A 20,604-nucleotide genomic window follows, 5' to 3' on the forward strand; every position below is an offset into this window, starting at 1 on the left:
CGCCCCCAGTGGGCGCCGGGCGGCGGGGTCGCCGGGTCACGCCAGCGCGCACTCCGTCGCGGTCACCGCCGCCGGCCGCGGCACGGTGGTCGAGGCCGGCGGGCGGACGCCCGACAGCCAGCCCTCCAGCGCGGCGAACGCCGACCGGTGGCACGGCGTCAGCGGGCGCAGGCGGTCCGGGAACGCGTCGTACAGCGAGTCCACGTGCGTGCCGCCCTCGATCCGGTAGTAGCGGAACAGGGCGTCGCGGCCCGCCCGGCGCACCATGTCCGCGTACACGTCGGAGTCGCGGGTGATCGGCAGCAGCACGTCCAGCGTGCCGTGCAGGGTGAGCAGCGGCTTGCCGATCCGCCCCGTCAGCGCGATCCGCTCGACCGCGCGCTGCGCCGCCGGCCGGGACGCGTAGTCGTAGTCCGCGTCGCACAGCGGCGTGCCGGGCGCGCAGAACGGCGTCCCCGCCTCCAGGTCGCCGTCCCAGGCCGGGTCCAGCTCCTCGCGGTAGATCCGCTGCGTCAGGTCCCAGTAGTACTGGTGGTGGAACGGCCACAGGAACTCCGACTCGGCGGGGAACCCGGCCGCCACGACCGCCGCCTTGTCGCCGGTGGCGTAGCCCTTCAACGCGGGCGGCAGGAACGTCAGCAGGTTCGGGCCCCGCGCCGTCCACAGCGTGCCCTCCCAGTCCACGCCGCCGTCGTACAGCTCCGGCCGGTTCTCCAGCTGCCACCGCACCAGGTAGCCGCCGTTGGAGATGCCGGTGGCCAGCGTGCGCGACGGCGGCCGGCAGTACCGCTGCGCCACCACGGCCTTCGCCGCCCGGGTGAGCTGGGTGACCCGGTGGTTCCACTCGGCGATCGCGTCGCCCGGCCGCGTGCCGTCGCGGTGGAACGCCGCGCCGGTGTTGCCCTTGTCGGTCGACGCGAACGCGTACCCGCGCGCCAGCACGAAGTCGCTGATCGCCCGGTCGTTGGCGTACTGCTCGCGCACGCCCGGCGAGCCGGTCACGACCAGGCCGCCGTTCCAGCGCTCCGGCAGCCGGATCACGAACTGCGAGTCGTGCGCCCAGCCGTGGTTGGTGTTGCCGGTCGAGGAGTCGGGGAAGTAGCCGTCCACCTGCGTGCCCGCCACGGGCGTCGGCGCGGGCAGGCCCGCCGGGGTCAGCCCGGCCCAGTCGGCCGGGTCGGTGCGGCCGCCGGCGGTGGACAGGTCGGCGAGGTGGGTCAGTTCCTGGTGCTCGGCACCCGGAACGCGCAGGGGACCGCATCCGTGGGCGGACGCGGGAACGGCCTGCGCCGTCGTCGCGAGGAGCGCTGCGATCAGCGGAACGGCGATGTTCACCCGAGGCACGGTAGGACCGCGGGGCGCGGCGCGGAATGGCTCCGGTCGCCATGGCCACCGGGGCGGATGTGGTGCGTGAACCCATCCGCGACGCACCTGCGAGTGACCCTCACAGGGGTGGTCGGTACAGCACCGAGTCACCCCGCACGGTCACCGGCCCGACCACCGGGTCGGGTGACTTCGCCTGGTGCGCGATCGCGGCACGGGACGCCGTCACGACCGCCCGAACGGCCCTGTGACGGCCGGTCGGCGGGTGCGCGGCGTGGCGTCTCGCCCGGCGGTGGCGACCTTGAGTCGCACGATCGGTGCGTTTCGACGCCCTCGGCCGGGGTAGCTGAAACGACCCAGTGAAGTTCGCACTGCCAGGTGATTTACGTTCACCCGGCGTGAGGTGTCTGCTTCCGGGGTGACTGAGCAACGGCGCTCTACGCGCACTGACCAGGAGTGGGACCTGATCCGGCGCATCCAGAACCTGGCCCACCGGGCCGAACGCACCGCGTTCGACCACTCCAACCTCGTCGGTCCGCCACCGTCCCAGCAGCACTTGGACATCCTGGCGGAGATCCGGGCGCTCACCGAGCAGGCGGTGGCGCAGCGGATGCCCAGACCGTCCGCGCTGCCCCGCCAGGCCGAGCCGGTCGGCGAGCGGAAGGTCTCCGCACCCCTCCGCTGACCGCGTGCGCGGGCCGGGCCTGACTCCCGGCCCGCGCACCCGGCGCGGCTAGCGGCGCCGGACGAGCTTCACCAACCCCTTGAACGTCTCCTCCAGGCCGGACGAGAACGGGTTGTCGTTGACCAGGTAGGTCCAGGTGGTGTTCGGGCGCTTGACGCCCGCCTCGGCCAGGTGCGCGCCGTCGGCGTCGATCGTCACCTTGGCGAAGGTCTCCTCGGCCTCGTCCCACGCGTCCGGAACGATCTTGTGGTAGGCCGGGATGGCCTCCCGGTGGAACTCGTCGAGCGGGTTCTGCCGCGCCAGCGCCCGCAGGTGGATGCCCTCCCGCAGGTCGGTCAGGAACTGCAGGTGGTCGCTCCACCGCTGGTCGAGGTGGTGCAGCGCGATCAGCCGGGCCGCCTTCACCTTCACCTGCTCGTCCAGGTCCTTGAGCTCGTGCGCCTTGTCCGGCTTGCGCTCGGACAGCTCCCGCCACGCGAGGTCGGTGCGCAGCAGCTTGTCCCGGTACTCCAGCAGCAGTTGGCGCTGGTGCTCGATCAGCTTGTTGTACCGCCAGGTGTTGCGGTGGATCTCCAGGTGCACGCCCTCGGCCACGCGCTGCGCGTGCTCGACGGTGTGCAGCGTGCCGGAGTCGGTGATCCGGCCGTCCTCGTCCACCTCGGCGGGCTCGTCGTGGTCGGGCACGTACTGCGTGACCAGGTCGTCCTGCAGCGAGGAGAAGAACACCGAGCCGCCGGGGTCGCCCTGGCGGCCCGCGCGGCCGCGGAGCTGGTCGTCCAGCCTGCTGCTGGAGTGCCGGCCGGTGCCGATCACGTAGAGGCCGCCCAGCTCGGCGATGCGCTCGTGGTCGGTCGACTCGTGCCCGCCGAGCCGGATGTCCGTGCCGCGGCCCGCCATCTGGGTGGACACGGTGATCCGCTCGAACGACCCCGCGTCGGCGATGATCGCCGCCTCCTCGGCGTCGTTCTTCGCGTTGAGCACCACGCACTCCAGGCCCGCCTCGGCGAGCTTGCGGGACAGGCGCTCGGACTCGGCCACGTCCAGCGTGCCGACGAGGATCGGGCGGCCGGTCTCGTGCACCTTCTCGATCTCGGCGACGATCGCGGCTTCCTTCTGCTCCAGCGTCGTGTAGAGCCGGGGCGCCTCGTCCTCCCGGATGGTCTCCACGTTCGGCGGGATGACCAGGACCTCGAGCTTGTAGAAGTCGCGCAGCTGCTCGGCCACGGCCACCGCCGTGCCGGTCATGCCGCACACCGTCGGGTAGCGGCTCAGCAGGGCCTGCACGGTGATCGAGTCCAGCACCTCGCCCGCGTCCGTGGTGGCCACGTTCTCCTTGGCCTCGACCGCCGCCTGCAGGCCGTCGGGCCAGCGCTGGAGCTTCGCGATCCGGCCGCGGGTGTCGTTGATCAGGTGTACCTTGCCGTCGCGGACGATGTAGTCCACGTCCCGGTGCAGCAGCACCTGGGCGTGCAGGGCCACGTTGACCTTGCTCAGCGTGGTGGACACGTGCTCGTCGGAGTACAGGTCGATGCCGCCGAGCGCCCGTTCGACCAGCTCGCTGCCCGCGCCGGTCAGGTAGACGTTGCGCTCCTCGTCGTCGATCTCGAAGTGCAGGTCGCGGCGCAGCCGCTTGACCAGGTCGGCCAGGGCCGGGTCGACCGCCGGGCCGGCCGTGGAGCCCGCCAGGACCAGCGGCACGCGGGCCTCGTCCACCAGCACCGAGTCCGCCTCGTCGACCAGGGCGACGCGCGGCTCGGGCACGATCAGGTCGCCCTCGTCGGTGGCCAGCCGGTCGCGCAGCACGTCGAAGCCGATCTCGGAGACCGACGCGTACATGACCTCGGCCTGGTAGGCGGCGCGGCGCTCCTCCGGCTTGGAGCTCTGGTTGATCCAGCCCACGCTCACGCCCAGCAGCGCGTACAGCGGGCCCATCCACTCGGCGTCGCGCTGGGCGAGGTAGTCGTTGACCGAGACCACGTGCACCTGGTCGCCGCGCAGCGCGAAGCCGGCCGCGGCGATGGCGCCGGAGAGCGTCTTGCCCTCGCCGGTGGCCATCTCGACCACGTGGCCCTCCAGGAGGCCGAGCGCGCCGAGGATCTGCACGTCGAACGGGCGCAGGCCGAGCGCGCGGTCGGCGGCCTCGCGGCCGAGCGCGCAGACCTCCACCAGCTCGGCGCGGCCGAAGTCCGTTTTGTCCCGCAGTGCGGCCGCCGCGGCGGTCAGTTCCTCGTCGCTGAGCTTCCCCACGCGCTCGGCCTGCTCGTTCACCTCGTCGAGCAGCTTCCGGTAGGGCGTGAGGTCGGCGGAGCCGGGCTTCTGCGCGAACCGGCGCAGCCGCTGCTTGAACCGTCCCAGGAGAGTGGTCACGGCACCGCAACGTACGGCAAGCGCGCAACGTTCCGCACGTCACCCGGTTGACAATTCACTCCTGGTCGACGCCCTCGGCCGGTGTTGCTACTCATCGTCACCTCGTTCGCGGTCGGTCCCCCTGTGGGGGAAGGGGTGTGCCCGATCGGGGATACCCCTTCCCCCGTGAGATCGCGGTCAGGACCGGTGGGTCTCCCGCAGCCCGAGCACCGACCCGAGCGTCACCAGCGCCATGACCAGCAGGAACGCCGACACCGACGCCGACGTGCCGGTCGCCGCCAGCAGCGCCGTCATGACGACCGGCGAACCGCCGCTGACCAGGATCGACGCCAACTGGTACGCCAGGGACGCGCCGGAGTAGCGCACCCGCGGCTCGAACAGCTCCGCCAGGTACGCCGCCACCGGCCCGTAGACCAGGCTCGACGCGATCCCGGACACGGCCAGCGCGACGAACACGAGCCCGAGCGACCCGGTGTCGATCAGCCAGAAGTACGGGAACGCCCACACGGCCATCGCCACCGCGCCAGCCACGATCGGCGGCCGCCTGCCGTGCCGGTCCGACCACCGGCCGGCCAGCAGGATCACCGGCACGCTGAGCAGCGACGACACCAGCGTCACGACCAGCACGGAGTTCCGCGCCAACCCCAGCTCCCGGGTCGCGTAGTCCAGCACGCCCGCGATGCTGACGTAGAACACCGCGTTGGACGCGAACATCAGCCCCGCGCCGAGCACCACCGGCCGCCGGTGCCTGCGCAGCACCTCCTTCAGCGGCGCGGGCGGCGGCCCGGACGGACGTTGGGCCTGGATCTCCCGGAACACCGGGCTGTCCTCGATCTTGAGCTGGATGAACAGCACCACGGGGAACAGCAGCGCGCTCGCCAGGAACGGCACCCGCCACCCCCACGCGGCGAACGAGGCGGCCGGCGCCACCGCGCCCACGACGAGGAACGCGACGTTGCCCAGGATCACCCCGAGCGGCACGCCGGCCTGCCCGAACGTGCCGGCGAACCCGCGCCGCCCCGGTCCCGCCGTCTCGGTCAGCAGCAGCACGACACCGCCCCACTGCCCGCCCACCGTGCGCCGCTCGGGGGGAGCGGTCGTGACCATGTGCGGAATCCCTTTCACCAGGTGTCCACGAACGGGCGTTTCTTGCCGGTCCCGGCCGGGGCGGGGTCGGGACCGGTGAGCAGGGTGGTGATCCAGCGCCGGGTGTCGGCCGGGTCGATCACGTCGTCGATCTCGAAGGCGGACGCCACGTTGAGCGCCTTGCCGTGCTCGTAGGCGGCCGAGACCATCGCCTCGAACACCTCCTTGCGCTGCGCCGGGTCGTCCACGGCGTCCAGCTCGCGCCGGTACCCCAGCCGCACCGCGCCCTCCAGCCCCATCGGGCCGAACTCGCCGCTGGGCCACGACACCGCGAACAGCGGCACCTTGAGGCTGCCCGCCGCCATCGCCTGCGCGCCCAGGCCGTACGCCTTGCGCAGCGCCACGAACCCGAACGGCACGTCGAGGTTCGCGCCGGTCACGAGCATCCGGGTCAGGCGCCGCACGCTCGCGGTGCGCTCGGCGTCCGGGCCGACCATGAACCCCGGCGTGTCGCACAGCGACACCACCGGCAGGTCGAACGCGTCGCACAGCCGCAGGAACCGCGCGGCCTTGTCGGCCGAGTCGGAGTCGATCGCGCCGCCGAGGTGGCCGGGGTCGTTCGCGAGCACGCCGAGCGGCCGGCCCTCGACCCGGACCAGCGCGGTGACGATGCCGCGGCCGAACCCCGGTCGCAGCTCCAGCACCGAGCCGGTGTCGGCGACGGTCTCCACCACGGACCGCACGTCGTAGGCGCGGACCCGGTTCTCCGGCACGAGGTGCCGCAGCCGGCGCTGGTCGGCGCACTCCCAGGAATCCGCCGGGCCCTGGAAGTACGACAGGTACTTCCTGGCCGCCGCGACGGCCTCGGCCTCGTCGGACACCAGCACGTCGATCACGCCGTTGGGCGCCTGCACGTCCACCGGCCCGATCTCCTCGGGCCGGAACACGCCGAGCCCGCCGCCCTCGACCATCGCCGGGCCGCCCATGCCGATGGTCGCGTCGCGGGTGGCGATCACCACGTCGCACGTGCCCAGCAGCACCGCGTTGCCCGCGAAGCAGCGGCCGGACGCGATGCCGACCAGCGGCACCAGCCCGGACAGCTTCGCGAACAGGTGGAACGCCAGGCAGTCCAGGCCGCTGACGCCGCCGTGGTCGGTGTCGCCCGGCCGGCCCCCGCCGCCCTCGGCGAACAGCACCACCGGCAGCCGCCGCTGCTCGGCCAGCGCGAACATCCGGTCCTTCTTGGCGTGGTTGCGCAGGCCCTGCGTGCCCGCCATGACCGTGTAGTCGTAGGACATCGCGACGACCTGGCGGCCGTTCACCCGGCCGACGCCCGCCACGAGCCCGTCCGCGGGCGTGCGCTCGACCAGCTCGTCCAGCGACCGGCGGCGGCGCTGCGCGGCGATGGCCAGCCCGCCGTACTCCACGAAGTCGTCGCACAGGTCGGCGATGTTCTCCCGGACCGTGCGGCGGCCCGCCGCGTGCCGCTTCGCCTCCGCCTCCGGGCGCGAGAAGTCGTGCCGCGCCAGCGCTTCCGCGAGGTCGGGGCGCACGTCGTCCAGGTCGGCCTCGACGGACTTCTCCTCGACCGCGACGTCCACGCCCTCGGCGAGCAGCGCGCCCTCCGCGACCGTGTCGCCGACCCCGACCAGCACGCGCGCGTCGCCGACCGGCACGACGTGCTGCATCTTCATCGCCTCCACGACGACCGTGCCGTCCTCGACCGCCACGACCGTGCCCCGCACGGGGGAGCGGGCCCCGGTGTCCTCGCGGGGCAGCGAGTCCACCAGGCCGGTGTGCGCCTTGAGGATGTCCGGGTGGTCCAGGAGCCCGCGCAGGAAACCGATGTTGGTCTTCGCACCGTCCACGGTGAACTCGTCCAGCGCGCGGCGGGCGCGGCGCAGCGCGGTGTCCGGGTCGTCGGCGTGCACCACGACCTTGGCCAGCAGCGGGTCGAAGTCGAGGCCCGCGCGGTAGCCCGCGGACGCGTGGGTGTCCACCCGCACCCCCGGCCCGGTCGGCGGGACGAACGCCGACAGCCGTCCCGTCGACGTGAGGCTCACGCGCAGTTGCAGCGCGCTGCCGCGCGGTGTGTGCGTCAGGTCCGGCTCCACCTCGGTCGCCAGCAGCAGTTGCGCGCGCACCAGGTCCAGCCCGGTGACCTGCTCGGTGACGGTGTGCTCCACCTGCAACCGCGGGTTGGCCTCCAGGAAGGCGAACCGGCCGTCCGGCGCGACCAGGAACTCCACCGTGCCCAGGCCCGTGTAGCGGACGGCCCGCGCGATCGCCGCCGCCGCGTCGTGCAGCGCGGACCGCAGGCCGGGGGACAGGTCGGGCGCGGGCGCGACCTCGACGAGCTTCTGGTGCCGCAGCTGCACCGAGCAGTCCCGGTCGCCCAGCACCGTCGTGCCGACGAGCTGCACCTCGACGTGCCGGGCCGGTTCCAGCAGCTCCTCCACGAACACCGTGCCGTCGCCGAACGCGGCCAGCGCCTCGGCCCGGCACCGCTGCACGGCGGGCGCGAGGTCGGCGAGCCGCCGCACCACCCGCACGCCCTTGCCGCCACCGCCGGCGACGGCCTTCACGACCACCGCGCCGTGCGCGCGGAAGAAGTCCTCGAACCCGTCCTCCGCGCCCGCGAGCACCGGCACGCCCACCTCGGTGGCCAGGGCGCGGGCCCGGTTCTTGTCGCCGAGCAGCTCCAGCACCTCCGGCGGCGGCCCGACGAAGGTCAGGCCGGCCTCGGCGCAGCGGCGGGCGAAGACGGCGTTCTCGGCCAGGAAGCCGTAGCCGGGGTGCACCAGGTCGCACCCGTCGGCGGCGGCGAGCACGGCGTCCACGTCCAGGTACGAGCCGCGCAGGCGGACCGCCCGGTCGGCGAACCGCCCGTGGGCGTCGTCGGAGTCGGTGACCAGGGCGACGGTCCGCCAGCCGAGGTCGGCGGCGGCGCGCAGCACCCGGACGGCGACCTCACCCCGGTTGGCGACGAGCAGCGTGGGCACGGGAACCTCCTGAGCGACCGCTTAGTATGTGACCGCGGTCGCATACTGGCACCTGCGCTTAGCGTTCGTCCAGAGGGAACCGATGCACCCACCGAGGCGTCCTTGCAGCGAGACGAGCCCGAGGGCGTGACCGAGAAGCAGGCCAGGAGGCACCACCGTGGTTTTCAAGAGGATGTTGCGCGCGTTCGGGGTCGGCGGTCCCACGGTGGACACGGTCCTGGCCAACCCGAACGTCCGGCCGGGCGAGCCGCTCGCCGGCGAGGTCCGGATCGCGGGCGGCGACCACGCCGCCGACATCGACGAGGTCAAGCTCTCCCTCGTCACCCGGGTCGAGGTGGAGAGCGGCGACAACGAGCACAACCGCACCGTCGAGTTCGCCCGCGCCGTGGTCGGCCGGCGCATCACCGTCGCGCCGGGACAGCACCTGGCGCTGCCGTTCCGGTTCCCCGTGCCGCCGGAGACACCGCTGACCGTCGTGCACGGTCAACACCTGCACGGCATGACCATGGGCCTGCGCACCGAGCTGGAGGTCCGCGGCGCGGTCGACCCCGGCGACCTCGACCCCGTGGCGGTGCACCCGCTGCCCTCGCAGGAGCACGTCCTGAACGCGTTCGGCGCGCTCGGGTTCCACTTCCAGCGGGCGGACAACGAGTCTGGGCGCATCCACGGCGTGCCGCAGCAGCTGCCGTTCTACCAGGAGATCGAGTTCCTGCCGCCGCGCCAGTTCCTCGGCAAGATCAGCCAGCTGGAGCTGACCTTCGTGACCGACCCGCACCGGCTGTACGTGGTGCTGGAGGCCGACCGCCGCGGCGGGCTGTTCCGCGCGGGCGGCGACACGTTCGGGCACTTCGCCATGTCCCACGATGAGGTGATCCGCACGGACTGGGCCGGCCTGCTGCACCAGTGGATGGACCAGGTGGCGGGCAGGCGTTCTGCCGGCGGTTACGGGCTGCACGGCGGTCACCGCGGCGGTCACCACGGCGGGGGAATCGGCGCCGGCGGCGTGGTCGCCGGGGCTGCGGCCGGCGTGTTCGGTGGGATGATGATGGGCGAGGCCCTCGACGAGATCGGGGACTTCTTCGAAGGCGACTAACCCGCAGGAGGCATCGTGGGCATCGGCGGTGTGATCAGCGCTCTGATCGTGGGTCTCATCCTCGGTTTGCTGGGCAAGCTCGTGGCGCCCGGCAAGCAGGCCATCCCCCTCTGGCTGACGATCATCGTCGGCATCGTGGCGGCGTTCATCGGCACGTTCATCGCCCGGGCGCTCGGCGTGGAGGACACCCCCGGCATCGACTGGATCGAGATCATCGTGCAGGTGATCATCGCCGCCATCGGCGTCAGCCTCGTGGCGGGGTTCTACGGCAAGAAATCCGTCCGCTAGGCCCGCGCCGGACCGCCGACCGGCCGACAGCCCGCCCCGGAGGGTCGAGGCAGGGGTCCTCCCACGAGGACCCCTGCCGTTCGTTCACCCGGTGGTCAGTGCACGTGACGCATGATCGTCCCCCCTTCCCGTCGCCGCCGCGCGTGAACGCCGGCGGCGTTGTCATCCCGTCGCCACGACGAGCCGTTCCAGGCCGCGCAGCGTGGCGTTGCGGTGGAACACCGGCTCCTCCACGAGCCGCGGCCCCCGGCGCGCCACGGCCGTCAGCACCGCCCGCGCCAGCACCAGGGCGAGCGTCGAGCCGGGGCAGGCGTGCGGCCCTCGGCCGAAACCCAGGTGCGGGTTCGGCCGGCGGTCCGGGCGCAGCGACCCCGGCTCGGTGAACACGTCCGGATCGCGGTTGGCCGCGCCGAGGAGCACGGTGACGGTCTCGCCCGCGCGGATCGGCCGCCCGGCCAGCTCGGTGTCCGCCACGCAGCCGCGCGCCTCGGCCTGCACCGGCCCCGCGAGCCGCACGAGTTCCTGCAGCGCCGCGTCCGGCACGCCGTCGGCGAACCGCTCCAGCGTCCCCGGTTCGTCCAGGCACGCGAGCAGCGCGTTGCCGAGCAGGCGGCTCGCCGACTCGTAGCCGGAGTGCAGGACGACGCGCAGCGAGTTGCGCAGCACGCCGTCGTCGACCCCGTCGTCGCGGTGCGCGGCGAGGAAGCCGATGATCCCGTCACGCGTGGGGTGGGCGAGCCAGTCACCGGTCAGCTCCGCCAGCTCGGCCCGCGCCCGCCGGCCCGGCGCCGCGGTCTCCGGGCGCAGCGCGTAGTCCATCGAGTCCACGATGGCCGAGGACAGCGCGGCGAAGGACGCGGTGTCGGGCGGGTCGGCGCCGAGCAGGTCGGTGACCGCCTCCAGCGCGAGCGGCACGGCGAAGTCGGCCATGAAGTCGAACGAGGGCCGGCCCGCCACCGCGTCGAGCCGGGCGTGGACGCGGTCCTCCACCCGGCGGGTGAAGCCCTCCCAGTCCCGGGCCCGGAACGCGGCCACGAGCAGCTTGCGCGCCGCGGTGTGCGCCGGCGGGTCGAGGGTCTGCACCGACAGCGCCGAGGGCGGGACGTCGTCGCCGATGCGGCGCCAGTCCGAGCAGAAGCACCCGGCGTCCAGCAGCACGGCGGCGCACGTCGCGTGGTCGGCCACCACCCAGGAGTCCAGCACCTCGCTGCGCCAGACCCGGTCGCGGCGGCGCACCGCCGACCACACCGTCTCCGGGTCCCGCAGGCCGCGGGGCGTGAGCAGGTCGGGCAGGGGGTCGTGCGCGACCGGCGTGCCGATGACCACGACGACCTCCCCGTGCCCGGGAGCCGCTGCGGTGCGGCCCTCCCCTCCCCAGGGTGCACGCCGATCCGGCGCGACCGGGTGACGGAACACCGCCATCACCCGATTCAACGACACCCGATCCAGCGACAGCGGTCCGTCGTCCCGGCCGCCCCGTCGACCGGACGACGCGATCGTGTGACAACCGCGGCGGGAGCCGTCCGCGGTGGCGGGACGCCCGGAGCACGGCCTTTCGTCGTGAGCGTTGAATTCGGGGTGCGTGAGCGTTGGACTCACGCGCCCCGAGTGTTGGACTCTCGCGCCGTGGGGGTTGGACTCTCGCGGTCGGTCAGGCCGCGCCCACCATGCGCAGCACCAGGTCGGCGTAGAGGTCGCCGATCTCGGCCGGCGTGCGGCGGCCCGAGGGCTGGTACCAGCGCGCCACGTCGATGCACAGCGACAACACCGCCAGGGTCGCCCCGCGCACGTCCGGCACGTCGAAGACCCCGGCCGCGACGCCGGTCTCGATCATCCCGCGCACCGCCGCCTCGATCCGCCGCCGCAGCGCGACCACCTCGGCCAGGTGCTCCGGCGTCAACGCGCTCAGCTCGTACTGCACGACGCGGGCCGTCGTGTGGTACTCCGCGTGCCACGACGCGAACGCCCGCACCGCCGCCGCGAGCCGCGCCACCGGCTCCGCCTCGGTCACGCCGGTCAGCACCGACAGCGACGTCGCGTGCCCGACCCGCGAGATGTGGAACAGCAGTTCCTCTTTGGACCGGTAGTGGATGTAGACGGCGGCGGGCGACATGCCGGCCTGCGCCGCGATGTCGCGGGTCGTCGTCGCGTGGTACCCGCGCACCGAGAACGCGGCCGCCGCGGCGATCAGCATCCGCCGCGCCGCCGGCGGCGTCACGGACGACCACGTCTCGTCCAGGAGCGCGAACTCACCACCGGTCGTCGTCACAGTCGACCCTCCTTGACACGAACCCGAACGATACCGCAGGCTAAGCAGACGCTTAGACCTAAGCAACCGCTTAGTATGGAGGATGCGAGAAGTGCGCCGCACGCTGTTCGAACCCGACCACGAGGCGTTCCGCGAGACCGCGCGGGCGTTCTGCGACCGCGTCCTCAGGCCGAACTACGAGCGGTTCGTGCACCAGCGCCAGATCGACCGCGACGTGTGGCTGGAGGCGGGCAGGCAGGGGCTGCTGGGGCTGGAGGTGCCCGAGGAGCACGGCGGCAGCGGCGCGAACGACTACCGCTTCAACGCGGTCCTGGGCGAGGAGCTGGCCAAGGTCAGCGCGGGCATGTCGTCCTGCCTGGGCATCCACGGCGACGTGGTCGCGCCCTACCTGGTGGACCTGTGCACCGAGGAGCAGAAGCGGCGCTGGCTGCCCCGGTTCTGCTCCGGCGAGCTGACCACCGCCATCGGCATGACCGAGCCCTCCGGCGGCTCCGACCTGGCCGCGCTGAAGAGCACCGCGGTGCGCGACGGCTCCGACTGGGTCCTCAACGGCTCCAAGACCTTCATCACCAACGGCTACTCCGCCGACCTGGTCGTGGTCGCCGCGCGCACCAGCCCGGAGAAGAAGGCCAAGGGCATCACCCTGTTCGCGGTCGAGACCGGCATGAAGGGCTTCGAGCGCGGCCGCAAGCTCGACAAGGTCGGCCAGCCCGAGTCCGACACCGCGGAGCTGTTCTTCGAGGACGTCCGCCTGCCGGCGGAGAACGTCATCGGCGAGGTCGACCGGGGCTTCATCCACATGATGGAACGCCTGCCGCAGGAACGGCTCGGCGGCGCGATCTCCAACCTCGCCCACGCCGAGCAGATCCTCCTGGAGACCATCGGGTACACCAAGGAGCGCAAGGCGTTCGGCCAGGCCATCGGTTCGTTCCAGCACAACAAGTTCACCCTCGCCGAGCTGGTCACCAAGATCGACGTGACGCAGGCGTTCCTGGACCGGTGCACCGACGCGCACACCCGGCGCGAGCTGACCGCCGTGGACGCGGCCAAGGCCAAGTGGTGGAGCGCGGACGTGCAGAACGACGTCATCGACGCGTGCGTGCAGCTGCACGGCGGCTACGGCTACATGACCGAGTACCGCGTGGCCCGCGCCTGGATGGACGCCCGCGTGACCCGGATCTGGGCCGGCTCCAACGAGATCATGAAGGAACTCATCGGCCGCGACCTCGGCCTCTAGACCCCAGGAGCACCGCCATGCCCGAGGCTGTCATCGTCGCCACCGCGCGGTCCCCGATCGGCCGGGCGCGCAAGGGGTCGCTGGTCGACCTGCGCCCCGACGACCTGGCCGCGCAGGTCGTCGCCGCCGCGCTCGACCAGGTGCCCGAACTCGACCCCGCCACGATCACGGACCTGCACCTGGGGTGCGCCGAGCCGCAGGACGAGCACGGCCAGAACATGGCCCGCCGCGTCGCCGTGCAGCTCGGCCTGGACACCCTGCCCGGCACCACGGTCAACCGGTTCTGCGCGTCCTCGGTGCAGACCGCGCGGATGGCGTTCCACGCGATCAAGGCGGGCGAGGGCCACGCGTTCGTCAGCGCGGGCGTCGAGTGCGTGTCCCGCTACCGCCACGGCGACCCGCACCTCAACCCGCTGTTCGACGAGGCCCGCGCGCGCACCGAGCGCACCGCCGGGACCAACGAGCCGTGGCACGACCCGCGCGAGGACGGCCTGCTGCCGGACTACTACATCGCGATGGGCCAGACCGCCGAGAACGTGGCGACCCTGCTGGGCATCGGCCGCCGCGACCAGGACGAGTTCGGCGTCCGCTCGCACAACCTGGCCGAGAAGGCCGTCGCGGACGGCTTCTACGACCGCGAGATCACCCCCGTGACGCTGCCCGACGGCACGGTCGTCGCCACCGACGACGGCCCGCGCCGCGGCGTCACCTACGACGCCGTCGCGGCGCTCAACCCGTCGTTCCGTCCACAGGGGACGGTCACGCCGGGGAACTGCTGCCCGCTCAACGACGGCGCGGCGGCCGTCGTCGTCATGAGCGACGTGCGGGCGCGGGAACTGGGCCTGACCCCGTTGGCGCGCATCGTGTCCACCGGCGTGTCCGGCCTCTCGCCGGAGATCATGGGCCTCGGCCCGGTCGACGCCACGAAGCAGGCCCTCGCGCACGCCGGCCTCACCATCGACGACATCGACCTGGTCGAGATCAACGAGGCGTTCGCGGTGCAGGTGCTCGGCAGCCAGCGCGCGCTCGGCATCGACATGGACAAGCTCAACGTGCACGGCGGCGCGATCGCCCTGGGCCACCCGTTCGGCTCCACCGGCGCCCGCATCATGACGACCTTGATCAACGGGATGCGCGCGCGGGACGCGCGGTTCGGGCTGGAGACGATGTGCGTCGGCGGCGGTCAGGGCATGGCGATCATCCTGGAGAGGCTGAGCTGAATGGGAATCCTGGACCGGTTCCGGCTGGACGGGCAGGTCGCGATCGTCACCGGCGCGTCCTCCGGCCTCGGCGTGGCGTTCGCGAAGGGCCTCGCCGAGGCGGGGGCGGACGTCGTGCTCGCCGCCCGGCGGGTGGAGCGGCTCAAGGACACCGCGCGGCTGGTCGAGGACGCGGGACGGCGCGCGCTCGTCGTGCAGGCGGACGTGGCGCAGCCGGACGACTGCCGCGAGGTGGCGCGGGCCGCCGCCGCGTTCGGCCCGGTGCGCGTGCTGGTGAACAACGCGGGCGTCGCGTCGGCGGTGCCCGCGTCCCGGGAGACGCCCGAGCAGTTCCTCGGCGTGGTCGACGTCAACCTCAACGGCGCGTACTGGATGGCGCAGGCCGCCGCGGCCGTGATGACCGACGGCGGCTCGATCGTCAACGTCTCCAGCGTCCTCGGCCTGGTGTCCGGCGGCCTGCCGCAGGCGGCCTACTCGGCGTCCAAGGCGGGCCTGCTCGGCCTGACCCGCGACCTGGCGCGGCAGTGGACGGGCCGCAAGGGCATCCGGGTCAACGCGCTCGCGCCCGGCTACTTCGCCTCCGAGATGACCGACCAGTACCCCGAGGGCTACCTGGAGTCGCACATCGCGCGGCTGCCGATGGGCCGCGTGGGCGACCCGGAGGAGCTGGCCGCGGCCGTCGTGTTCCTCGCGTCGGCGGCGGGCGGCTACACCACCGGCGCGACGTTCGTGGTCGACGGCGGCGTGACGTTGGGCGGCTGATCCCCCGGTTGTAACCCACCCGGGCGGCACGGCGATCTACCCTCGTGGGCAGGGGAGATCACCGACCGCACGGGGGAGTTCCGTGGTCGAGAGGAGCACGACCGAAGAACCCGGGTTGACCATCCTCGACCCGCCGAGGCCGGTGTTCCGGCGCAAGCGCTTCGTGCTGCCGTTCGCCGTGTCGGCGGGCATCGCGCTGGTCGGCGCGATCGCCCTGTTCGCGGCCGGCACGGTGACGCTGCCGTTCCAGCGGATCACCGTGGTGACCGCGATGATGGCGTCCAAGGCGGTGTACTTCCAGGACGCCGAGGTGCGGCGGATCCTGATGTCGCACGGCGTGGACGTGCGCGTCACCGACTCCGGCGGCTCGCGCGAGATCGCCCGCGACCGGCAGGACCGGGTGCGCGAGTTCGACTTCGTGATGCCGTCCGGGCAGGCGGCGGGCGAGCTGATCCGGGACCGCTTCGGCGGCCGGGTGTTCTACCCGTTCGCCAGCCCGCTCGTGCTCGGCGCGTTCCGCGAGTACGCGCAGGCCCTGGCCGCGCAGGGCATCGCGCGCGAGCAGCCCGACGGCCAGGGCCTGTACTACACCCTCGACCTGACCGCGTTCGTCCGGCTGTCCCTGGCCGCCGACGGGCCGCCGATGACGTGGGAGCGGCTGCGGCAGCCGGTGCCCAACCGCAACCGGATCGTCGCCCAGACGCCCAACCCGTGCGACTCCTACTCCGGCTCGGCGTGGCTCGGCCTGGTCGCCTTCGCGGCGAACGACTCCGCCGCCCCGACCGAGCAGGACGCGCTGGCCGTCGCCGCCACGATCAAACCGGTCTTCGAGATCGAGGGCCTGCACGGCTCCGGCATCGGCACCACGTTCTTCCACCCGGACGGCCGCACCACCGCCCCGGTCGGCGTGATGTACGAGCACCAGTACCTGGCCTACCAGCTCTCGGAGGTGGCCAAGCACGGTCGGGCCGACCGCGAACGGGTCCTGCTCTACCCCGACGCGCACCACCGCACGGAGCCGTGGCTGATCGCGTTCAGCCCGGCCGGCGAGCGGGTCGGCGAGCTGGTGCGCGCCGACCCGCGGCTGCGCCGACGCGCGCTGGAGCTGGGTTTCCGGCTGGACAACGAGGAGTCCACCGCGCTGAACGACCTGCTGAAGGACAAGGGGCTGCCGGAGCCGGAGCTGAGCCGCACCGAGGGCTTCCTGCCCAAGCCGCCCGAGCTGGAGGCCATGATCCGGCAGGTGGGCCGCTGCCCGGAGATCCGGGTGCCGCTGTGAGGCCCGCCCTGCTCCTGCTGCTGGCGGCCGCCGTGCTGGCGGGCTGCGCGACCGGCCCGTCGGAGCGGGTCACGCTGACCGTGCTGGCGAGTTCCGAGCTGGCCGACCTCGCCCCGGTGCTGGCCGACCTGCGCCGCGACACCGGGGTGGAGCTGAGGCTCGACCACCGCGGCACGGTGCGGGCGAGCGAGGACCTGGCCGCGGGCGTGGACCACGACCTGGCCTGGCTCGCCACCAACCGGTACCTGAAGCTGAAGGGGGCCGACCTGCCCCTGTCCACCAGCACGATGCTGTCGCCGCTGGTGGTGGGCGTGAAGGCGGGCAAGGCGGACGCGCTGCGCGGCGCGTCCTGGGCCGACGTGGCGAGCCGCGCGGCGGCGGGGGAGCTGCGGTTCGGGATGGCCGACCCGAGGGTGTCGGGCAGCGGGCTCGCGGCGCTGATCGGGGTGGCCACGGCCGCTGCGGGCACCGGCGCGGCCCTGCGGCCCGAGGACGTCGCCTGCGACAAGCTCCAGGGCTTCCTCGCCGGGCGGGTGTTCGGCGCGGACGGCGCGGCGGAGGTCGGGGACGAGTACGTGCGGCGGCAGGACGAGGTGGACGCCGTGCTCGCCTACGAGTCGACGGTGCTGTCGCTGAACGCGTCCGGGCAGCTCCGCGAACCGCTGGAGGTCGTGTACCCGCGCGACGGGATCGTGCTGTCCGACTACCCGCTGATGCTGCTGGAACCGGACAAGCGGGCCGCCTACGACCGGGTGGTGGAGTGGCTGCGCACGCCGTCCGCCCAGCGGGCGATCATGGAGCGCACTTACCGCCGTCCCGTCGACCCGCAGGTCGAGCGGGTCGAGGCGCTGCGCGAACCCCTCGGCACGGCGCTGTACTTCCCCGGCACGCAGGAGGTCGTGGACGCCCTGCTCGCCGCCTACGACCGGGCGGGCCGGCCGGCCCGGGTGGTGTTCGTGCTGGACCACTCGACGTCCATGGCGGGCGCGCGGATCGCCGGGCTGCGGGAGGCGTTCGCCACGCTGGGCCGCGCGGGCGGGTTCGACCGGTTCCGGGTCGGGGAGACGGTCGCGCTGGTGCGGTTCGCGGGGACCGTGCTGGAGGAGCGCGCCGTCACGGTGCGCGGCCCGGCCGACCTGGAGGCGCTCGCCGGCGCGTTGGCGTCCGCCGACCTGGCCGACGGCACCGCGATCTGGTCCGCGCTGGACCACGCCTACCGGGTCGTCGGCGACGGCGCGGTGGTGCTGATGACCGACGGCGAGAACAACGCCGGCATGAGCGCGGACGACTTCCTGGCCGCGTGGCCGACGCCGCCGGCGCGCACGTACGCGATCCGGTTCGGCGAGGCCGACCCGGCGGAGCTGGACCGGGTGGCGCGGGCGACCGGCGGGCGGGTCGTGGACGCGGGCGCGGGGTCGCTGCTGGAGGCGGTGAAGGAGATCCGTGGCTGTCGATAGGGCGTTGTGGTGGTCGGTGTGGTGGCCGTGGGCGGTCGTGTGGATCGTGACCGCGCTCGCGCTCGTCGTGGCCGCCGGGGTCGCCGTGTGGGCGTGGCGGTCCCGGCGCCGCTACGCGCCGCCGCGCGAGGCGCCCGGCCTGACGATCTACCTGCACGAGAAGTCCGTGATGGACCTCTACCAGGTCGGCCGGTACGGCGACGCCATGACCAAGGAGGTCGTGGACCGCGTCGGCGTCACCAAGGACGGCAAGATCGCGCTGAAGGGCCTCGACCTGGGGCTGGAGGGCGCGCGGACGTCCGGGCGCGAGGTGGTGAAGACCTACATCGAGCAGTACGAGCCGATCGCGGTGGTCGGCCTGCTGCTGGACGCGCTGGAGTCGGCGTCCGCGGTCGTGCACGTGGACCTGCGCGACCTGACCGTGCTGCGGAACGCGGCGTTGGAGCAGCACCTCCGGGAGGGCGACGCGGTGCGGCTGCGGCGGATCGACTCGTACGTGTCGGTGAAGGGCGTGTTCCGGGTGGCGTCCGACCGGGACGGCACGACCGTGTTCCTGGCGCCGTTCGGCGACCCGGACGACCCGGAGGAGGGGCCGCAGGTGCGGGTCGAGTGCCACCACACCGGGCTGCGCGACGACGTCGTGCCCGAGGGCGGGTTCCAGGCCCGCTGCCTGGGCAAGGTGCAGGCGTGGAAGGCGGACGCGCAGCAGCTGGTCATCCGGCCGATCGCCATGTTCCAGTGAGCGGGCGTGCGATGCTTGGCCCATGGCATCGGTACCGGAACGGCTGATCGACGCCGCGACGCGGTTGTTCGCCGCCAAGGGCTTCGACCGGGTCGCGGTGCAGGACATCGTGGACCTGGCGGGCGTCACCAAGGGCGCCATGTACCACTACTTCGGGTCCAAGGACGACCTGCTGCACGAGATCTACGGCAGCCTGCTGCGCATGCAGACCGAGCGGCTGGAGCACTTCGCGGCCGGGTCCGCGCCGGTGGCCGAGCGGCTGCACGCGGCCGCGGTCGACGTGGTGGTCACGTCGGTGGACAACTTCGACCAGGCGCGGGTCTACTTCCGGTCGGCCGACCACCTCGCCGAGGACAAGCGGCGGGAGATGCGGGCGGAACGGCGGCGCTACCACGAGCGGTTCCGGTCGCTGGTCGAGGAGGGGCAGGCGGAGGGCGTGTTCCGCGCGGACGTGCCCGCGGACCTGACCGTGCACTACTTCTTCGGCTCCGTGCACCACCTCGGCCAGTGGTACAGCGCGGACGGCCCGCTGTCGGCCAAGCAGGTGGGGCGGCACTTCGCCGACCTGCTGCTGGCGTCGCTGCGCCCCGTCCCGGGAGGAGACTCGTGAAGTCCGACCTGCACCGCTACCTGCGCACGGCGCGCGAAGCGCTGCTGTGGAAGCTCGACGGCCTGTCGTCCTACGACGTGCGCCGCCCGCTGACGCCCACGGGCACGAACCTGCTGGGCCTGGTGAAGCACCTGGCCGGGGTCGAGGTCGGCTACTTCGGCGACACGTTCGGCCGCCCGTTCGCCGAACCCCTGCCGTGGGCGGCCGAGGACGCCGAGCCGAACGCCGACATGTGGGCCACGGCCGAGGAGTCGCGCGAGGACGTGATCGCCCTCTACCGCCGGGTGTGGGCGCACTCGGACGCCACGATCGAGGAGCTGGACCCGGACGCGCCGGGCGTCGTGCCGTGGTGGCCGGCGGAGCGCCGGCAGGTCACCCTGCACCTCGTGCTGGTGCACGTGATCGCCGAGACGAACCGGCACGCCGGCCACGCCGACATCGTGCGCGAGCTGATCGACGGCGCGGCGGGCCTGCGCCCGGACGCCGACAACCTGGGCGCGGTGGACTGGCCCGCCTACCGGGACCGGCTCGAACGCGTGGCGCGCGAGGCGGACGACTGAGCGTCAGCCCCGCAGCAGCGCGGTGATCCGCTCGAACTCGGCCGCCATCTCGGGCGTGCCGAGGAAGTCGTCCAGGTCCGCCGACACCCGGTAGTCGACCTCTTCGAGGGACACGATCGCCAGCCGGGCGACGGCCTCGACGTCCTCGGGGTCGTCCAGGTAGGCGGCCCACCGGTCCAGCGCCTCGAGCGCGAACACGAGCCGGGGGTCCATGTCGCCGTCGGAGAGCGTGCCCTCGTCGATCCGCTCCAGCCACTCCCGCAGCTGCGCGGACGTGCTGCCCGCCGGGTCCTCGCGGGCCGCCTCGAACGCCCGCCGCGCGTCGTCGTCGAACTCCGCCTCGGCGGCCTCCGCCGACTCGTCGTCGCCGGTCAGCCGCTCGACGACGGCCGCGCCGAGCCGCCGTCTGCCCCGCGCCCCGGCCGCCGCGACCAGGTCGCGGACCGCCTTCTCCGCCTCGTGGTACTTCACGGCGTCGATGGTAGGGGCGGCCGCCCGTGGCACGACGCAGGCGGGCGCCGGGCCCCCCCGGGGGTGGGCCCGGGCCCCGCCCAGGCGGGGCGGGGGCGGGCGCGGCCGCGGCCGCCGCCCGCCCCCCACACCCCCCACCCCCCCCCCCCCGCC

At 73.4% G+C, this 20,604-nt stretch carries 18 protein-coding genes; 11 read left to right on the forward strand and 7 right to left on the reverse strand.

Annotated features, from left to right (window positions below; genetic code table 11):
• Positions 1-36 precede the first annotated feature (36 nt).
• Entirely contained in the window at positions 37-1,335 is a 1,299-nt protein-coding gene (locus ACFXGA_RS32330; protein WP_378094533.1) for a tannase/feruloyl esterase family alpha/beta hydrolase, read from the reverse strand.
• A gap of 406 nt (positions 1,336-1,741) precedes the next feature.
• Here ACFXGA_RS32330 and ACFXGA_RS32335 point away from each other — a divergent pair, with 406 nt between their 5' ends.
• Positions 1,742-2,008 carry a hypothetical protein gene (locus ACFXGA_RS32335; RefSeq protein ID WP_378094535.1) on the forward strand — a complete coding sequence of 89 codons (267 nt, stop codon included), beginning with the start codon at positions 1,742-1,744 and terminating at the stop codon, positions 2,006-2,008.
• Between the two features lie 48 nt (positions 2,009-2,056).
• Here the strand turns inward: ACFXGA_RS32335 and secA2 are convergent, their stop codons facing one another.
• The 3 genes from secA2 to ACFXGA_RS32350 all read right to left on the reverse strand — a co-directional run bounded on the left by secA2 (position 2,057) and on the right by ACFXGA_RS32350 (position 8,463).
• A complete protein-coding gene (gene secA2, locus ACFXGA_RS32340; RefSeq protein ID WP_378094537.1) occupies positions 2,057-4,375 on the reverse strand; it encodes an accessory Sec system translocase SecA2 in 2,319 nt (772 codons plus the stop codon).
• 177 nt (positions 4,376-4,552) lie between these two features.
• A complete protein-coding gene (locus ACFXGA_RS32345; RefSeq protein WP_378094538.1) occupies positions 4,553-5,482 on the reverse strand; it encodes an MFS transporter in 930 nt (309 codons plus the stop codon).
• Positions 5,483-5,496: 14 nt separating this feature from the next.
• Positions 5,497-8,463, reverse strand: coding sequence for a carboxyl transferase domain-containing protein (locus tag ACFXGA_RS32350; RefSeq protein WP_378094540.1), 2,967 nt, complete (start codon positions 8,461-8,463; stop codon positions 5,497-5,499).
• 157 nt (positions 8,464-8,620) lie between these two features.
• Here ACFXGA_RS32350 and ACFXGA_RS32355 point away from each other — a divergent pair, with 157 nt between their 5' ends.
• Positions 8,621-9,556 (forward strand): sporulation protein, encoded by a 936-nt coding sequence (locus tag ACFXGA_RS32355; protein WP_378094542.1) that lies wholly within the window; start codon positions 8,621-8,623, stop codon positions 9,554-9,556.
• Between the two features lie 15 nt (positions 9,557-9,571).
• The gene (locus ACFXGA_RS32360; protein ID WP_378094544.1) at positions 9,572-9,844 is read left to right on the forward strand and encodes a GlsB/YeaQ/YmgE family stress response membrane protein; all 273 of its coding nucleotides are present in this window, start codon (positions 9,572-9,574) and stop codon (positions 9,842-9,844) included.
• A gap of 162 nt (positions 9,845-10,006) precedes the next feature.
• On the opposite strand, the gene ACFXGA_RS32365 is transcribed toward ACFXGA_RS32360, so the two are convergent.
• Together ACFXGA_RS32365 and ACFXGA_RS32370 are read right to left on the reverse strand one after the other, a co-directional pair.
• Positions 10,007-11,170, reverse strand: coding sequence for a cytochrome P450 (locus ACFXGA_RS32365; protein ID WP_378094546.1), 1,164 nt, complete (start codon positions 11,168-11,170; stop codon positions 10,007-10,009).
• 325 nt (positions 11,171-11,495) lie between these two features.
• Positions 11,496-12,038 (reverse strand): TetR/AcrR family transcriptional regulator, encoded by a 543-nt coding sequence (locus ACFXGA_RS32370; RefSeq protein ID WP_378094564.1) that lies wholly within the window; start codon positions 12,036-12,038, stop codon positions 11,496-11,498.
• Between the two features lie 166 nt (positions 12,039-12,204).
• Between ACFXGA_RS32370 and ACFXGA_RS32375 the strand changes: the two genes are divergently transcribed.
• From ACFXGA_RS32375 to ACFXGA_RS32410, 8 genes are all read left to right on the forward strand, one after another.
• A complete protein-coding gene (locus ACFXGA_RS32375) occupies positions 12,205-13,350 on the forward strand; it encodes an acyl-CoA dehydrogenase family protein (protein ID WP_378094566.1) in 1,146 nt (381 codons plus the stop codon).
• 17 nt (positions 13,351-13,367) lie between these two features.
• Positions 13,368-14,570, forward strand: a complete 1,203-nt coding sequence (locus ACFXGA_RS32380) for an acetyl-CoA C-acetyltransferase (protein ID WP_378094548.1) — start codon at positions 13,368-13,370, stop codon at positions 14,568-14,570.
• Entirely contained in the window at positions 14,571-15,332 is a 762-nt protein-coding gene (locus tag ACFXGA_RS32385; protein ID WP_378094550.1) for an SDR family NAD(P)-dependent oxidoreductase, read from the forward strand.
• An 82-nt stretch (positions 15,333-15,414) separates the two neighbouring features.
• Complete coding sequence (locus ACFXGA_RS32390) at positions 15,415-16,611, forward strand: hypothetical protein (protein ID WP_378094552.1); 1,197 nt, start codon at positions 15,415-15,417, stop codon at positions 16,609-16,611.
• Entirely contained in the window at positions 16,608-18,068 is a 1,461-nt protein-coding gene (locus ACFXGA_RS32395; protein WP_378094554.1) for a substrate-binding domain-containing protein, read from the forward strand. Before ACFXGA_RS32390 ends, ACFXGA_RS32395 begins: the two co-directional genes overlap by 4 nt.
• Positions 18,055-18,810 carry a hypothetical protein gene (locus ACFXGA_RS32400; RefSeq protein ID WP_378094556.1) on the forward strand — a complete coding sequence of 252 codons (756 nt, stop codon included), beginning with the start codon at positions 18,055-18,057 and terminating at the stop codon, positions 18,808-18,810. Before ACFXGA_RS32395 ends, ACFXGA_RS32400 begins: the two co-directional genes overlap by 14 nt.
• A gap of 22 nt (positions 18,811-18,832) precedes the next feature.
• On the forward strand, positions 18,833-19,420 hold the full coding sequence (locus ACFXGA_RS32405; protein ID WP_378094558.1) for a TetR/AcrR family transcriptional regulator: 588 nt from the start codon (positions 18,833-18,835) through the stop codon (positions 19,418-19,420).
• A complete protein-coding gene (locus ACFXGA_RS32410; protein ID WP_378094560.1) occupies positions 19,417-19,980 on the forward strand; it encodes a DinB family protein in 564 nt (187 codons plus the stop codon). Before ACFXGA_RS32405 ends, ACFXGA_RS32410 begins: the two co-directional genes overlap by 4 nt.
• 3 nt (positions 19,981-19,983) lie before the next feature.
• On the opposite strand, the gene ACFXGA_RS32415 is transcribed toward ACFXGA_RS32410, so the two are convergent.
• Positions 19,984-20,451 carry a hypothetical protein gene (locus tag ACFXGA_RS32415; RefSeq protein ID WP_378094562.1) on the reverse strand — a complete coding sequence of 156 codons (468 nt, stop codon included), beginning with the start codon at positions 20,449-20,451 and terminating at the stop codon, positions 19,984-19,986.
• Positions 20,452-20,604: the final 153 nt, after the last annotated feature.

Origin of the sequence: Actinosynnema sp. NPDC059335 (assembly GCF_042752395.1) — a bacterium.
Lineage (GTDB): Bacteria > Actinomycetota > Actinomycetes > Mycobacteriales > Pseudonocardiaceae > Actinosynnema.

Excerpts from the sequence above, each read along its gene's own strand:
- ACFXGA_RS32345 (WP_378094538.1), bottom strand. The coding sequence starts at position 5,482 with ATGGTCACGACCGCTCCCCCCGAGCGGCGCACGGTGGGCGGGCAGTGG.
- ACFXGA_RS32370 (WP_378094564.1), bottom strand. The coding sequence starts at position 12,038 with ATGCTGATCGCCGCGGCGGCCGCGTTCTCGGTGCGCGGGTACCACGCG.
- ACFXGA_RS32380 (WP_378094548.1), top strand. The coding sequence starts at position 13,368 with ATGCCCGAGGCTGTCATCGTCGCCACCGCGCGGTCCCCGATCGGCCGG.
- ACFXGA_RS32385 (WP_378094550.1), top strand. The coding sequence starts at position 14,571 with ATGGGAATCCTGGACCGGTTCCGGCTGGACGGGCAGGTCGCGATCGTC.
- ACFXGA_RS32405 (WP_378094558.1), top strand. The coding sequence starts at position 18,833 with ATGGCATCGGTACCGGAACGGCTGATCGACGCCGCGACGCGGTTGTTC.